Origin of the sequence: Saccharopolyspora hattusasensis (assembly GCF_050972075.1) — a bacterium.
Classification (GTDB): Bacteria; Actinomycetota; Actinomycetes; order Mycobacteriales; family Pseudonocardiaceae; genus Saccharopolyspora; species Saccharopolyspora hattusasensis.
Window position 1 is genome coordinate 4442281 of record NZ_JBPCDC010000001.1, and the last position, 15850, is coordinate 4458130.

The window sequence follows — 15850 nt, forward strand, 5'->3', positions numbered from 1 at the left end:
TGATCGCGCCGACCATGGCGGCCGCGGCGCCGCAGCAGCAGGCCCGCATCCACGACATCCAGGGGACCACGCGGGTTTCGCCGCTGGTCGGCCAGCGGTTGGCCGGGGTGCCAGGCGTGGTCACCGGCGTACGCGGTTTCGGCTCGGCCCGCGGGTTCTGGCTCCAAGACCCGGAACCCGACGCGGACCCGCGCACCAGCGAAGGGCTCTTTGTGTTCACCGGGAAGCAGACCCCGGCGGTGGCGGTCGGCGACGCGGTCGCGGTCTCCGGGCTGGTCGCGGAGTACTACCCGACGGCCGAGGGCGAGACGCCGGAGACCACGCCGAACCAGTCGGTCACCGAGCTCACCGAGGCGACCTGGCAGGCCACCGGCAAGGGCAGCGTCCCGGCCGAGGTGCTCCGGGCGGACACCGTCCCTGTCGAGTTCGCGCCGTTGGAGGGAAACATCGACAAGCGCGAGCTGGAGCCGCAGCGATTCGCGCTGGACTACTACGAGTCGCGCGAGGGGATGCTGCTGCGCGTCGACGACGTCCGGGTCGTCGGGCCGACCGATGCCTACCGGGCGCTGTGGATCAGCAGCAAGCCCGAGCAGAACGCGAACGACCGCGGCGGCACCACCTACACCGGCTACGCCGAAGCCAACGCCGGGCGGCTGAAGGTCGAGTCGCCGTCGGACGCGCCGTTTCCCACCGCGAACGTCGGCGACCGGCTGCGCGGCAGCACCGAAGGACCGCTGGACTACTCGCGCTTCGGTGGGTACGTGCTGGAGGCCGGGCGGCTGGGCGAGCACGTGCCGGGCGGCCTGCAGCCGGAGACGACGCGGCCGCAGGGACGCGACGAGCTCGCCGTCGCCACGTACAACGTCGAGAACCTCGCCCCGAGCACCGACCAGGCCAAGTTCGACCGGCTAGCCGAGGGCGTCGTCGACCGGCTTGCCGCGCCGGACATCATTGCGCTGGAAGAAGTCCAGGACAACTCCGGGCCTACCGACGACGGCGTGGTGGCCGCGGAGCAGACGCTGCAGCAGGTCACCGACGCGATCGTGGCGGCGGGCGGGCCGCGCTACCAGGGGCGGCAGATCGACCCGCAGAACAACGCCGACGGCGGGCAGCCCGGCGGGAACATCCGGGTGGCCTTCCTGTTCAACCCGGCCCGGGTGTCCTTTGTGGATCGTCCGGTTGGCGACGCGACCACGCCGGTGCATCCGGTGGCCCACGGCCCGCGGATCGCGCTGAGCGCATCGCCGGGGCGCATCGACCCGGCCAACGAGGCGTGGCGGGACAGCCGCAAGCCGCTGGCGGGCGAGTTCCTGTTCCGCGGCACGCCGGTGATCGTGGTGGCCAACCACTTCAACTCCAAGGGCGGTGACCAGCCGCTGCACGGTCGCCTCCAGCCGCAGGCGAGGTCGTCGGAGGAGCAGCGGGAGCGGCAGGCCCAGGCGGTTCGCACCTTCGTCGACGAGGCACGGGCGGTCAACGACGAGGCGGCGGTCGTGGTGCTCGGAGACCTCAACGACTACGGCTTCGCCCCGGCACTCGCGCCGCTGACCACCGGGGGAGCACTGGTGCCGCTGGCCGACTCGCTGCCGCCCGCCGAGCGCTACAGCTACGTCTACGAGGGCAATTCCCAGCAGCTGGACCACATCCTGGCAACCCCGTCGAGCACGGCGGAGTACGACGTCGTCCACATCAACGCGGAGTTCGCCGACCAGGCCAGCGACCACGACCCCCAGGTCGCCCGCCTCCGATTCTAGCGTGTTTCCAGGCTCGTTCCTGCCGGGCGGTTCCGGTTGCCGCCGCAGCGGGAGCGCCCTGGTTCTGCCTCGCAACCGCTGTGAGGCGAACGGACTGTTCACTTCAATAGGCGAGGCGAATGGTCCGTTCGCTTCATGCCGGCACCTTCCAAAGCAGCCTGTTCAGCACCCACGGGTGCTCACAGGCCGCCACCTGCGAATACGTAGTTCAAGGGCGGATGTTCTGGTTGAGGTGGAAGAGGTTTTGCGGGTCGTACTCGCGCTTCACCTGGACCAGCCGGTCGTAGTTCCCCTTGTAGTTCGCCTTGATCCGGTCCTGGTCGTCGCCGGCCATGAAGTTGACGTACCCACCCTCCTCACTGTGCGGCGCGGTCCCGGCGTAGTAGTCGCGCACCCAGGCGATGTTGGCTTCGTTGTCCGCCGGGTTGGGCCACATCCCGGCGATGACGGCCGCGAAGTTCGCATCCCGGTAGGCGAACGCCGTCGCATCCGCCGCGACCCGGTGGCAAGCGCCGTCGATCGGGTAGATGTGCACCGTCGAGTTCAACGCCGGCACCTTCGGGCCGAACCGGGCGTGCGCGGCGATCATCTCGTCGGTCAGCTCGACGACGAAGTTGGCCTTCCAGTAGTGCTGGAGACCAGGCGGAACGAGCGCGTCGAAAGCGCTGTTGAGCCGCGGATAAGGCGTCGGGCCCACGTGTTCGGCGACGATCGGCGCGATGTCGCGCAGCGGCTGGACGACGGCCGGGCCCGCGTCCATCGGCCCGGCCCAGCAGGCGACAATCGCGATCAGCACGTCGCCGTGCCGGTTCTCGGGGATGAACGGCAGCGGTGGCGCGATCTGGAAAGCGGGGAACGCGCTGAACTCTTCCGGGGCGCGGGTGATGATCTCGCGGAAGGCCCGCAGCACGTTCGGGGCCTGGTCCACCTCGAAGAAGATCAGACCGCCGTAGATGTCGCGCACCGGGGCGAGCCGGTACTCGAACGAGGTCACCACGCCGAAGTTGCCGCCACCGCCGCGCAACGCCCAGAAAAGGTCCTCGTGCTGCCGCTCGTCGGCCACGACCAGCTCACCGGCCGCGGTCACGACGTCCGCGGAGACCAGGTTGTCGCAGGACAGGCCCAGGCCGCGGGCGAGGTGCCCGATGCCGCCGCCGAGGGTGAGCCCGCCGATGCCGGTGGTGGAGATGAGGCCGCCGGTGGTGGCCAGCCCGAAAGCGTGAGTGGCGGCGTCGAGGTTGCCCCAGGTCGTGCCTCCTTCGGCCCGCGCGGTCCGGCCGCCCGGCGAAACCCGAACACCGTGCATCGGAGTCAGGTCGAGGACTACGCCGTCGTCGCAGGTCCCGAACCCCGGCACGCTGTGTCCACCGCCGCGCACGGCGAGGTCAAGCCCGTTCTCCCGCGCGTAGTCGACGGTGGCGACGGCGTCCCCGGCGTTGACGCACCGCACAACGACCTGCGGCCGACGGTCGATCATGGCGTTGTAAACGCTTCGGGCCTGCTCGAAACCGTTGTCCTGCCGGCTGATCACGGTCCCGCGAACCCGCTCCCGCAACGTCTCGATCGTCAAGTCCATCGGAGCCACCCCGCCCGGGAAATCAGTTTCATCGCCACCAACGGTGCGGCGAGCCGACCATGCAGGACAGGGACGTATGGCCCGCGAGCACACGAAAGAGCCCCGGTCGCGGTGTCGCGTCCGGGGCCCTGACCAGCGGAGGATACGGGATTCGAACCCGTGAGGGCTATCAACCCAACACGATTTCCAATTCCGATGGCGAGGTCAACAGGGGTGCCCAGCCGTGCGTTCGCACTGGTCAGCATTACAGAGGGAGTGGTTGGTGTGGGGACGAACCGAGACGGGAACTGAGACGGCTACCGCCTCTCCTCTGCCACGAGTGCCGAGACCACTCAGCACCCGTTCGACACCAGCCAACTACTGGTGGCCCGCTCGCCCTCGATCACTGGTCGGACCCACGACAGGCGGCGGTCCGGCGCGTACTTCGTGCTGCCCAGCGGCGTCCGCTTCGGATCACTTGAACTGCTCGGCCGTTTCGAAGAAGTCGCCTGATCGCAGCATCGGGCGGGATGCCTGACCGCAGGTCGAGGCTCGGCGAAGGTCGCCACCTGGCCGTGAGTGATTTTGGGTGCCATAGCACCGAAAAACGCTCACGGGCCTTGGTCCCGCGGCTGCCCGAGACGTCCCGACCGCTTCCGCCGGCGCCGTCGTCCCCGCGTAGCGCAGAGCGGGAGACCTCTCTCAACGGGGGCGACTGAGACGGAAACTGAGACTGGACGTAAAAGAGCCCCGGTCGCGGTGTCGCGTCCGGGGCCCTGACCGGCGGAGGATACGGGATTCGAACCCGTGAGGGCTATTAACCCAACACGATTTCCAATCGTGCGCCTTAGGCCGCTCGGCCAATCCTCCGTGCGGAAGCCTAGCAGGTGGGCTTCTGAGCAGGGGTTACGGGTCTTGACCTGGGGTGACGGGTGGACGTCGGGATCTTGCACAGCGCTCGGAGACAACACGATTCGAGGATTTGTGACATGTTGCGTCCACCAAGCTGCGTCGAGCTTGCGGGTGGGAGTCCCGTCCCGGTAGGTATCGGAGCGCCGGGTAGCAGGCCCCGGTTCGTCGTTGAGAAGCGGCGGGCTGAGCGGGGTGTCAAAAGCCTCTTTGGAGGGAGCAAGCGCGCGGGCCGTAGTGCCATCAGGTGCGAGTCCTGCAGCCTCGTCAGATTCACAATGGGAGAGCCGAGCCGCTCATGTCACGGTGAAGGCCATGCCCGCCAAGCCTCGTTCCGGGGTCAAGCTTGGTGGGTCTCTCCGGGGTACGGGGAGCGGCACGTGCGCATAGTTCGATGCGGAAGTGGAGAGGTGTCAAGGGACATGAGGATCTGCCCATAGACGGTCACGAAAGCTGCCCGGTGGTGGCCACGAGATCTGCCCGCTCGTGGCCACCAGATGTGCCCGGGCTGGCTAGTTCAACGCGATCACCCCTTGTCCGTTCATGGCTTGGGAGAGCCGGACGCTGTCGCCGTTGGTCTGGCAGACGTGGGCGTGGTGGAGCAGCCGGTCGACGGTGGCGGTGGCCAGCGTTTTGGGCATGAGCTCGTCGAAGCCGGCCGGGTGCAAATTTGATGAGACCGCGACGGCCCGCTTCTCGTAGGCGGCATCCACCAACCGGTAGAGCCCTTCGGCAGCGTCCGCGCCGACCGGGAGCAGCCCGATGTCGTCGACCATGACGATGTCGGCGCGCAGGATGCGGCCGATGGCCTTGGTGACGGTGTCATCGGCGCGGTGCCGCCGCACCAGCACCCCGAGCGATTCCAGGGTGAACCAGGCGACGTTCAGCCCTGTCTCGACGGCCTGCTGGCCGAGCGCTTCGAGCAGGAAAGTCTTGCCGGTGCCCGAGGGGCCGCAGACCACGAGGTTCTCCCGCCGGTGCACCCATTCCAGGGTGCGCAGCGCCTGTTGGGTGGGTGCCGGGATCGACGATAGCTTCTCATCCCAGGCGTCGAACGTCTTGCCGGTGGGGAACCCGGCCCGAGCGCGGCGGGTGGCCAGCGAGGACCGGTCCCGACCAGCGACCTCCTCGGCCAGCAGCGCTTTGAGCACCTCGGTCGGGTCCCAGCGTTGTGCCTTGGCGGTGGCCAGCACCTCCGGCGCGGCTTTGCGGATGTAGGGCAGCCGCATCCGCTTGAGTAGCCGTTCCAGCTCCGAATCCAGCGGCGGCGCGGTGGGGGCGGTCATGGTTGTCCCCGATCACCGTCGAGCAGGTTGCCGATGCGTTCGCTGATCATCGCCAGGAACAGCGTCACCTTCTCCGGGGCACGGAACCCGCCGAAGAACCGGTCGAAGTCCGCGCGGGTCGCCGGGTCGGAGTGGTCGAGCCAGTCGGCCAGCTCAGCCAGCAGCCAGTGCCACTCGAACAGTTCCCCGGCGGCGACGCCGACGAGCTGGTCAGGGTCGGCGGCGCCGTCGCGACTGCGCATGATCTGGGCGATCTTCGACGGGGAGTTGACGGTGCGCATGGTCAGTTCACCCCCTGCTCGCCGAGCCCGGCCCACCCGGCGGTGCCCTGGGCCAGGCTGTTGCCCTCACCGGCCCGCTGCACGCCTGCGTCACCGGCCGCGGTGACGCCGTGGGTGAGGATGGCGGCCAAGTCACCGTGCCCGAACCGGCCCGCGGTGGCCGCATGCCCCAGCGCCCAGTCCACGGCGGCCCGGCCGTGCAGCGCGGCCAGATCGACCGCCTCGGCCATCTTGACCCGCATCCGATGCGCGCCCGCTGCGGCGGCCTCAACCAGCCACAACCCGGCACCCTCACCCAGCGCGAGGAATTCCGCCTCCGCGACCGTCCTTGCGCGTGGCCTACGGTGTAGCGGACCCTCCGGCTGCGGCGGGAAATGCTCGTCCACCACTTGTGGGTTGCCGGGGGTGGTGCGGACGTGGCGGGCGACCTCGACCGGGCCGTCCACCCTGACGTGCACGATCACCACCTGATCGCCATGGGGCCGCACCCACACCGTCTCGCCGAGCAACTCGTGTGGCACCGAGTACTGGCAGGTGTCGAACGCGATCATCGGGGTGTTGGTCGGCACGGTGCGGGTCACCCCGAACGCCGCCGTGTACGGGTGTTCCGGCAACGGGTGCAGCCGCTGTTGTTCCTCGGCCAGCATCTCGGCCGGCGCACGCCGCGTGATGCGGTGCGGACGGGTGTTGACCTGCTCGCAAAACACCCGGCAGGCCTCTTCGAGTTCGGCGAAGCTGCCGTAGGCGGGCAGCAGGTTCGCGTCGGTGGGCACCAGATCGGCTTTGGCGATCTTGACCGCGTTCTCGCTGCCGCCCTTGCTGGCCGGGTCAGCTGGCACACACGTCGCGAAGGTCAGCCCGTAATGCTTGCCGAACTCCAGTATCTGCTGGTTGCGCACCGCGATCCCGGCCACATGCTCCACGGTGACGGTCTTCTCGTTGTCGGTCAGGGCGTAGGTCGGACAACCACCGAACGCCCGTAGGGCCTGGTCGATCGCGGCCATCACCGACGGCAGCGTCTTGTCCAGCAGCGGCAGCACCACCCGGAACCGGCACCACGCCAGCCACGCGCAAAACAGCTGCGTCGCCGTCCCAGCCACGAGTGGGCCGGTGCCGTAGTCATACTGAAACCACATACCCGGTTCCGGGACCCACGGCCGGTGCACCCGCCGGTGACCAGCCCGCCAGGACCGTTTCACCCGCTCCACCGCCCGACGGGTGGTGCGCTCCGAGCCCGCATAGCCCAGCGGCAGCAACCGCTCATGCACCACATCGGCGCGAACTTTGCCCTTCGACCGCTCGACCCACTCCTCGATCTTCGGCAGGAACGCATCGATCAGCATCGGCCGCGGCTGCGCCCGACCCGGCGTCAACCGGCCCTCCTCACGCGCCGCCACATACTGCGCGACCGTGTGATGCGAACACCCCGCCAACTCCGCCGCAGCGCGACACGAGCCGGTCAAGTCATACGCTTCCAAGATCTCCATGATCTCCTCGTCAGACTTCACGCATCCCTCCTCGGGAACGTGCTCGAACAACACAGACGAGGGCGAGCACACCCGAGGAGGGACCCCACACCCCGAAGGCGCGCGGGTAAATCAACAAGACATGGGCAGATCTCGTGACCGCCAACGAGCAGGTTTCATGACCGCCAGCGGGCAGTTAAATGGCCGTCACTGGGCAGTTTCTCGTGGCCGCCGACAGAGAGGCCCGTCTGGCCCGCCGACGTCCGGCAAAGACCCGAGGTATAAGCCGATGGTGAAATCCGAGGGAGGCCAGCGGGAGTCCGACGGGGTCGTAGTACCGCTGAGCGGCGTGAGGAACACGCCGGGAGGGAAGGACCCCGGCTTTGATCATGCTTGGGAAGTGGGTAAGCGTCAGGGCATGACCGGCTTGGTCCGGTCCAACAACCCCGGCCGGTCACAGCCGGTCGTAGCTGGGGAAGGGCCGCTGGAGCGGCCGTCGCCGGTGAAGGTGCGAGAACTGCAACGCAAGCTATGGGCTGCGGCCAAGCAGTCTTCGGGTCGGTGTTTCCACGCCCTGTTTGACCGTATCCACAGGGGTGACGTCCTGTGGGAGGCGTGGGAACGGGTGAAAGCGAACAAGGGCGCGGCCGGGGTCGATCGGATCACCCTGGACGTGGTGGAGGCCTATGGCGTGGACCGCATGTTGCGTGAGTTGCGTGATGACCTCCGGGCAGGTCGGTATCGTCCCGCGCCGGTGCGGCGTGTGGATATCCCGAAACCACAGGGCGGTAAACGGCCGTTGGGTATTCCCACGGTCCGGGACCGGGTGGCCCAGCAGGCGACCAAGATCGTGCTGGAACCAATCTTCGAGGCGGATTTTCTGCCGTGCTCGTATGGGTTCCGGCCGAAGCGGTCGGCCACGCAGGCGATGGAACGGTTGCGGACCGGGTTCATCGAGGGCCACGTGTTTGTTGCGGAGTTCGATATCCGTAACTTCTTCGGCGGGATCGACCATGAGCGGCTGCTCGCGGAGCTCGGCCGGAGAGTCTCGGATCGGCGGGTGCTCAAACTGCTGCGATTGTGGCTGCAAGCAGGAGTGATGCAGGCTGATGGGGCGCTGGAGCGGACGGTCGCGGGCACCCCGCAGGGCGGTGTGATTTCACCGTTGATGGCGAACGTCTTCCTGCACGTTCTGGACACCGAACTCACCCGCCGTGGGGTGGGTGAGCTGGTGCGCTACGCCGACGACGGCGTGGTGCTCTGCCGCGATGAGCGGCAGGCCAGGGCGGCCCTGAACGCGGTGGGAGAGATCCTCGGCGGACTGGGGTTGCAGCTGCATCCGGACAAGACGCGAGTAGTGGACCTCAGGCAGGGCCGCGAGGGCCTGGATTTCCTCGGCTGTCACTTCCGTGCCTGTATGTCGGGGCGGTTGTGGGAACGGAAGCGCATCGTGCGCTACTACCTGCACCGCTGGCCGGGTCAGCAGGCGATGAAGCGGCTAAGGGGCAAGGTTCGGGATCGCACCGGCCGCAACCGCGCAGGAACGGATATTCGCATCGTGATCGCGGATCTGAATCCGGTCCTGCGTGGCTGGGGCAACTACTTTCGCACCGGGAACGCCGCCAAGAAGTTCCGGCAGGTTGACAACTACGTGGTGACGCGGCTTCGTGGCCTCATGGTCAAGAAGCGGGGCCGAAACCTCCATGCAGGTCAGGCTGCGCAGTGGAACGAGGACTGGTTCAACGGGCACGGCCTGCACCGACTTCGCGGCACCATCCGTTATCCGAAGGCGGCGTAACCATGCCAAGAAGATCATCGGTAAGCCGTATGCGGGGTGTGTCCTGAAAGGGAAGTGGTGACGGTGTAGAAGATCGCCAGCATGATCCGTGCTGTGCCAGTGATGGAGGTAGGCCCTCCGGGATCGCCGTGCAGGCGGAGGTCCCAAACCGCCGCAGTGTCATGTCGGTCAAGAGCCGGGGTGGGAAGCGACTGCGGAAACGGCCCGTTATCAGCGGGTCAGGTAGGCGGCGAGAAGACGAACGTGTGTGAACCACTGCTGACGCGTCGAAAGGCTTCTGATGACATCGAAACCGGGAAGCCCGCATATCCCGGGATCAAGGAGCGCTCTTCGGGGTGTTCCCTCAGCCAGGGAGCTGCCTGCGTGTGGCCCTGGTGGTGTCCGGCGTATAGGTGGCGTGAGCTCGTTGCAGGCGCTGGCATGGAACAGGAGAACCTGTCGTCTCGATACCGACGGCCAGTTGACAGGGCCGCTATCCGGCCTCTGGCGGTCGACAGGGAGGACCGCGAGCGGCGACAACCGCGAGCGGCAGAGTACCGATGCGAGGCACAGGGGCGGGCCGACTCGTAGTAGTGATGAAGGTCCTGTAATGGGACTAGAGCGAAGGGATCGGGCAGATCAGGTCGCCCAACGGTCAACCTTTCGGGGGATGAGCCGATGAGTGGACCACAGTTGACGGTGAAGTCGTTTGACATTTCGAAGCGCCTCGTATTCGAGGCGTGGGAGAAGGTTCGGGTCAATCAGGGTGCGCCGGGTGTGGATGCTGTCAGCATCACCGAGTTCGCCAGTAACGAGAAGCCTAACCTCTACAAGCTGTGGAACCGGATGAGTTCGGGAAGTTACTTTCCTGGGCCTGTGCGGGCGGTGGAGATACCAAAGGATCATGGGGCGGGTGTCAGGGTGTTAGGCGTGCCCAACGTGGGCGACCGAATCGCTCAGACCGCAGCGGCGATGCTGCTGGAAGAAAAGCTGGAGCCGATCTTCCATCCTGACAGCTACGGCTATCGTCCGGGGCGTTCGGCCCACGACGCGCTGGCCGCGGCGAGAAAGCGCTGTTGGAAGCAGGACTGGATTGTCGATCTCGATATTCGGGCCTTCTTCGACAGTGTTCCGCATGATCTGTTGCTCAAAGCTGTGGCCCACCATACAGACGAGCGTTGGGTCCTGCTCTGCATCCGACGGTGGTTGAGCGCCCCTATGCAGATGCCGGACGGGACTCTCGTGCGAAGGGAGAAAGGAACCCCGCAAGGTTCCCCGATCTCGCCCCTGCTGGCCAACTTGTTCATGCACTATGCGTTCGATCGTTGGATGGGCCAGGAGTATCCTGGCTGCCCCTTCGAGCGCTACGCTGACGATATTGTTGCCCACTGCAACACCGAGAGGCAAGCCCGGAATCTGAGGGCTGCTATCGCTACCCGGCTCGGGGCTCTTGGCCTTGAACTGCACCCCGACAAGACGAAGGTCGTGTATTGCAAAGACGGCCGCCGTCGAGGGATGGCAGAGCACACCAGCTTTGACTTCCTCGGCTATACCTTCCGGGCGCGCTGCTCCCATGGTCGGCAAGGGTTCTTTGTGGGCTTTCTGCCGGCCATGAGTCAAAAGGCGAGGAGAGCGGTTGGCCAGAAGATCAGGGCATGGCATCTTAACCGTCGTAGTGGCACGGACCTGTCCAGTCTTGCCCGGGAAATCAACGCCCAGGTGAGAGGCTGGATCAATTATTATGGGGCCTTCTATCGCTCCGAGTTGTACTCCCTCGTAATGCGCATCAACGAGCACATCGTTCGGTGGGCAATGCAGAAGTTCAAGCGATTGAGGGGGCAGCCGGCCAGGGCATGGGCATGGTTGGACGCTGTTCGACAGTACCGGCCTCGGCTTTTCGCGCACTGGTACATGCTCCCGTTCATCAACAGCCGATCTGTGGGGGCCGGATGACGGGAGACTGTCACGTCCGGTCCTGCGAGAGCGGGAGGGTGAGATTCCCTCCCGCTACTCACCAAAACCGCACGTACGGATTGAAAGGGGGATGGGGAAACGGGCCGGCAACGGCACCGCGCCCCTGACTACCAATGGGGACGACGAATACGACAGCCGCGGTCTGGGACATGCTGGCGCAGCACTGGCGCAAGACGATCAAGGCCACGAACCTCTCGGCGAACACGGAGCGTGGCTACCTCTACACCGCACAGCGGTGGGCCGAGTGGCTCACCGAGCAGGGGCTCGACTTCGAACCGGACCGGGTCAAGCCGCACCACGTCGACGACTTCATCGTCGACATCATCGAGGCGACCAGCGCCGCCAACGGCGCACACCACTACCGCAACCTCCGCGTGTTCTTCGGCTGGCTGGTCAAGCGGGACGAGATGCCGTCGAATCCGATGGACAAGACCGAGCCGCCCCAGGTGCCGGAGAAGATCACGCCGCTGCTGTCCGACGAGGAACACGCTCGGGTGCTCGCGGTGTGCCGCGGTCGTGACTTCGCTTCGCGGCGAGACACCGCGATCATCCTGCTGTTCATTGACACGGGGCTGAGGGTGTCAGAGGTGGCCCCGCTGAAACTTTTCTGAAGTCGATTCTTCAGACGCGCCGGATTCAAGTCCGGGGCAAGGGAGACAAGGTTCGTGTTGTCGGGTTCGGCAATAGCGCCGGGCTCGCGCTCGCTCGCTATCTCAAGGAGCGGGAGAAGCATTCGCACGGGAACTCGCCTGCGCTGTGGCTATCCGCGCGCCGCGATCTTGCACTCAAGGCAGACGGCATCAAGAATCGCAGCAAGCTCGTGATGGTGTCGCGGGTCAGCGGGTGGCGGCGAGCTTGCCCGGGTGCCACCTCGCGGGCAGCTAGGAGCGCGTCGAGGGCGTGCTCAGGGCGGTTCATCCATCGGAAGGCGCGAGCAAGATCGAGATAGTGACCCGGTAGCCGGGCGGCCTCAGCCGCCCGGCACCCGAACCACAACACGCCCACGCGGCGCAGGCGGGTGGTTCGCGTCACGGATGTGGGCCAGCAACTGTTCGTCAGGGGCCAAGCCATGCTGCTCCAGGTAGCCGGTCGGCGGTTGCGGCCATGCTTGCTGAATGCGGGATAGACGTTGCGACTTGGCACAAGCAGTTCTAGGTCACCATGCTGACGCGGCGATGGCTGACGATGGTCGCTGACCGGTACATGACGCTACTGCGGCGGTACTCCGACGAAGAGATCGCCAAAGGCATCGCAGAGATCCGCAGATGTCATCCCGAGGACCAGGTCAGCTTCCAGGATCGCTACGCCTTCATAGTGGCAAAGGCGCCCGGCCCGACCGACAATCACCGGCCCGAGTATTCACAGGCCAGGCAACGGAAAGGGATCGGGTTGTCACTCCACGACCGTCGGCCGCTGTGCAGTCCGCAGAAATTCCTCCAGCGCGCGCTCGACAACGTTGCGGGACACCCAGGCGTCGGCAGGAGGCGCGATGTTCTCGTCTTCCCAGCCTTCGACAGCGGGACCGCTGCCTCGGCTGTAGTGTCGCGCTGTTTCCCCGTCCCAGTACGACAAAGCAGCCCGCCCGTCCGTGCCGAACGCCACCACAAGCTCGTGGTCGGGGCCCTGCTCGTTCCATCTGGGGCGGTCCTGGTGCGTGATGATCGCGGACCCGGTGTCCTCGGCGGCGAGCTGGTCGATGAGCGCGGGCAACTGGTCGACGTGCTCTACGACGGCATGTCGTTCGTGTCCACCTTCAGAAAAGACGCGGACCGAGACGTCAAGCTTCATTGCGCTGCTCTCCCTGGTATGTGTAGGTCTCCCGGCGCTGGTGATCACGGTAAGTTCGGCCCCCGGCGGCAGAAACCGAGGTAGCTGCCGATGGCACCGTAATCACTCCTGGTCTGCCAGTCCGCACGGCGGCCGGTCGATCACAATCGTCTCGCGTTGACCGGCCCGCATTTGCACCGCCATCTTGATCTCGACATGTCCCGCTAGCCTTGGCGGCGCGGTCGGTGGCACAAGTTTGAGCTCCCAGGCCCGCCGTGCGGCGGCGACGAACGCTGGGTCGTACTCGCCGTTGCTCAGTCGCTCGCCGCTGCGGATCGGTTCGTCATGGCCGTCTGAACGAAGCCGCCAGCCCTCTGTCCGGGCACCGGGCTTGGCCTTCGGCAGTGCGTCGCGCGCTCGGCGTACTCGGGTCTGCATGGTCGTGGTCGATGATGTTTGTTGCGAAGGCGACGCCGTTTCCAGCGGATCGCCCGCCGCACCGATGCTGACGAGATAGTGCTGGCAGATATCGCGGATGCGGGTGCACAGCTGCCATGCCAGGTCGATCTCTTCCCGTGCACTCCCCATCGCTGCGATCGCTTCGGCCAGTTCGGCATCGTTGGTCTCCTCGGCGAGCGGATATAGCACCGTACCCGCCTCATCCAGGCATTCCCCGGCCTGTTGTAACGCGGCAGGCGGCATCGTTGCTATTGCCGCACGGATCTTCGCGGCAACCGCCGCGACGTCATCGCCCACGCGAGCTGATACTCAGCACGACCACGACAAAATCTCGGCACAGCGGCAGACCGTCACCGAACCGGACGAGCAAAATCGCCCGAACAGCCCCGAGAGCACAGGGTCGTGTTACGCCGCGTTGTCGCGCCGCTTTCGACCCGGTGTGTGAGCAGTGCCCCTTCGTTTGTCCGGGCGGGCGGTGCTCATGAATCGGAGGTTTTCGCAGGCTGGATACACTGGCCGCCGTGACTGACGCGCCTGACGACAACGCGGACCTGGCGGACCTTCCCGAGCAGATTCGAGTCCGCCGCGAGAAGCTCGACCGGCTCCGGGCCGCCGGGGCCGACCCCTTCATGGAGCGGTCGCCCCGCACGGTCTCGATCGCTGACGTCCGCGAAAAACACGGCCACCTCGACCCGGACCAGGCCACCGGCGAACGGGTCGGCGTCGCCGGTCGCGTCATGCTTTACCGCACCGGCGGCAAGCTGTGCTTCGCCACGATCCGCGACGTCACCGGCGATCTTCAGATCATGCTGTCGCTCGACCGGCTCGGCGAGGAGTCGCTCGCCGCGTGGAAGTCCGACGTCGACCTCGGCGACCACGTCGGCATCGAGGGCGAGATCATCACCTCGCGCCGCGGCGAGCTGTCGATTCTGGCCGAGCGGTGGGTGCTGACCGCGAAGTCGCTGCGCCCACTACCCGAGAAGCACAAGGGCCTCACCGACCCCGAGGCGCGGGTTCGGCGCCGCTACGTCGACCTGATCGTCAATCCCGAGGCGCGCGAGATGGCGTTGCAGCGCTCGGCAGCGGTGCGCGCGATGCGCGACGGCTTGCACGATCAGGGGTTCGTCGAGGTCGAAACACCGATGTTGCAGCAGGTGCACGGCGGCGCGACGGCACGGCCGTTCACCACGCACATCAACGCCTACGACCTCGATCTGTATCTGCGGATCGCGCCCGAGCTATACCTCAAGCGCCTAGTCGTCGGCGGACTAGAAAAAGTATTCGAGATTAACCGGAACTTCCGCAACGAGGGCGCGGACAGCACGCACAACCCCGAGTTCACGATGCTGGAGTTCTACCAGGCGCACGCCGACTACGACGAGGTCGCGCGAGTCACGCAGGAACTCATCCAGAAGGTGGCGCGGGCCGTCCTCGGGGGCACGGTGATCGAGCGCGACGGCACCGAAGTCGACATCGGCGGCGACTGGCCTTCGATCACGCTGTACGGCTCCGTGTCCGAAGCACTCGGCGAGGAGGTCACCCCGCACACCTCGGTCGAAGCCCTCGCCAAGCTCGCCGATGCCCGCGGCCTGCCGCATGATCCGCGCTGGGGCAACGGCAAGTTCACCGAGTACCTGTTCGAGGAACTCGTCGAGCACGCCATTGTCCACCCGACGTTCGTGCGGGACTTCCCGACGGAGACCTCCCCGCTGACCCGACAGCACCCCGACGAGCCGCTGCTCACCGAGAAATGGGATCTCATCGGGTGGGGCATGGAACTCGGCACCGGCTTCACCGAGCTGACCGACCCGCTCGAACAGCGCCGCCGACTCACCGAGCAATCCCTGCTCGCCGCCGGTGGCGATGCCGAAGCCATGCAGCTTGACGAGGATTTCCTCGAAGCGCTGGAGTACGGCATGCCCCCCACCGGTGGGGTCGGAGTCGGGATCGACCGGCTGCTCATGGCCTTCACCGACAAGGGCATCCGCGACACGATCCTGTTCCCAATCGTCAAGCCCCAGCAGCAGTAAAAGCCCCACAACGACGACAGCGCCCCCGCTCCCGGTCAGTCCGGGAGCGGGGGCGCTTCGTATAGCGGTGCGGCGCGGTTACCGGCGAGCCCGCCGGTTGTCGAGCCATCCACGGCAGTCCTTGCCATCAGACCCTGCATGCTTCGTGGGACGGTAATCCTTCGTATCGTCCACCCGTTTGCCACAGGGCGGGTACGGGCAACGGATGCCCCATTTCTTGCCATCGGCGATGGTCACAGCTGACGGCATAGAGCCTTCTGGTGTGGCGCCCCTACAGTTCAGCATTGTGCCGCTGCTCGACGGCGTCGCGAATCAGCCGGTGCCGGGTTTGGGTCGTGACTCGGTGCCCTCGTCCGCCGGTTGTCCGGAGGTTCGGAAGATCGAGGTGGCGGATCTGGTTGAGCGTGCTGAACAGGTCGAACGGCGTGCTGTGGGCGCGTGGAAACGTTGCGGCGGGGTCGCGTTCCGGGGCTATCGGGGCTTCGGGTTACACTGAATACGGACCTCGTGCGGCGTCCATCCTGTGAACTCCCCCAGGGCCGGAAGGCAGCAAGGGTAAGCGGGCTCTGGCGGGTGCGCGGGGTCCCCTTAT

General features: G+C 66.4%; 11 protein-coding genes, 1 tRNA gene and 1 other RNA gene. 6 read left to right on the plus strand and 7 right to left on the minus strand.

The features are described 5' to 3' along the window. Positions 1–14 precede the first annotated feature (14 nt). The gene (locus ACRXBZ_RS20970; RefSeq protein WP_433883932.1) at positions 15–1754 is read left to right on the plus strand and encodes a DUF8508 domain-containing protein; all 1740 of its coding nucleotides are present in this window, start codon (positions 15–17) and stop codon (positions 1752–1754) included. A 208-nt stretch (positions 1755–1962) separates the two neighbouring features. Here the strand turns inward: ACRXBZ_RS20970 and ACRXBZ_RS20975 are convergent, their stop codons facing one another. From ACRXBZ_RS20975 to istA, 5 genes are all read right to left on the minus strand, one after another. Next, the gene (locus tag ACRXBZ_RS20975; protein ID WP_433880539.1) at positions 1963–3330 is read right to left on the minus strand and encodes an FAD-binding oxidoreductase; all 1368 of its coding nucleotides are present in this window, start codon (positions 3328–3330) and stop codon (positions 1963–1965) included. A gap of 763 nt (positions 3331–4093) precedes the next feature. After that, positions 4094–4179 (minus strand) — tRNA-Ser (locus tag ACRXBZ_RS20980). 551 nt (positions 4180–4730) lie between these two features. Continuing rightward, positions 4731–5504: an IS21-like element helper ATPase IstB gene (istB, locus tag ACRXBZ_RS20985; protein ID WP_433878885.1), complete on the minus strand. Its 774-nt coding sequence runs from the start codon at positions 5502–5504 to the stop codon at positions 4731–4733. Then, complete coding sequence (locus tag ACRXBZ_RS20990) at positions 5501–5785, minus strand: hypothetical protein (protein ID WP_433878884.1); 285 nt, start codon at positions 5783–5785, stop codon at positions 5501–5503. Before ACRXBZ_RS20990 ends, istB begins: the two co-directional genes overlap by 4 nt. A 2-nt stretch (positions 5786–5787) precedes the next feature. Then, positions 5788–7293 (minus strand): IS21 family transposase, encoded by a 1506-nt coding sequence (gene istA, locus ACRXBZ_RS20995; RefSeq protein WP_433878883.1) that lies wholly within the window; start codon positions 7291–7293, stop codon positions 5788–5790. Between the two features lie 247 nt (positions 7294–7540). Between istA and ltrA (ACRXBZ_RS21000) the strand changes: the two genes are divergently transcribed. The 3 genes from ltrA (ACRXBZ_RS21000) (at position 7541) to ACRXBZ_RS21010 (ending at position 11613) form a co-directional block, all read left to right on the plus strand. After that, positions 7541–9049: a group II intron reverse transcriptase/maturase gene (gene ltrA / locus ACRXBZ_RS21000; protein ID WP_433878466.1), complete on the plus strand. Its 1509-nt coding sequence runs from the start codon at positions 7541–7543 to the stop codon at positions 9047–9049. Between the two features lie 657 nt (positions 9050–9706). Continuing rightward, positions 9707–10981, plus strand: a complete 1275-nt coding sequence (gene ltrA / locus ACRXBZ_RS21005; protein WP_433878272.1) for a group II intron reverse transcriptase/maturase — start codon at positions 9707–9709, stop codon at positions 10979–10981. Between the two features lie 170 nt (positions 10982–11151). Next, positions 11152–11613 (plus strand): tyrosine-type recombinase/integrase, encoded by a 462-nt coding sequence (locus ACRXBZ_RS21010; RefSeq protein ID WP_433880540.1) that lies wholly within the window; start codon positions 11152–11154, stop codon positions 11611–11613. Positions 11614–12394: 781 nt separating this feature from the next. Here ACRXBZ_RS21010 and ACRXBZ_RS21015 read toward each other — a convergent pair. Both ACRXBZ_RS21015 and ACRXBZ_RS21020 read right to left on the minus strand, forming a co-directional pair. Beyond that, positions 12395–12790, minus strand: coding sequence for an Imm1 family immunity protein (locus ACRXBZ_RS21015; protein WP_433880541.1), 396 nt, complete (start codon positions 12788–12790; stop codon positions 12395–12397). 102 nt (positions 12791–12892) lie between these two features. Continuing rightward, positions 12893–13525, minus strand: coding sequence for a DddA-like double-stranded DNA deaminase toxin (locus tag ACRXBZ_RS21020; protein WP_433880542.1), 633 nt, complete (start codon positions 13523–13525; stop codon positions 12893–12895). Positions 13526–13749: 224 nt separating this feature from the next. Between ACRXBZ_RS21020 and lysX the strand changes: the two genes are divergently transcribed. Beyond that, positions 13750–15258, plus strand: coding sequence for a bifunctional lysylphosphatidylglycerol synthetase/lysine--tRNA ligase LysX (lysX, locus tag ACRXBZ_RS21025; protein ID WP_433880543.1), 1509 nt, complete (start codon positions 13750–13752; stop codon positions 15256–15258). Between the two features lie 497 nt (positions 15259–15755). After that, an RNA gene (ffs, locus tag ACRXBZ_RS21030) (signal recognition particle sRNA small type) lies at positions 15756–15850 on the plus strand.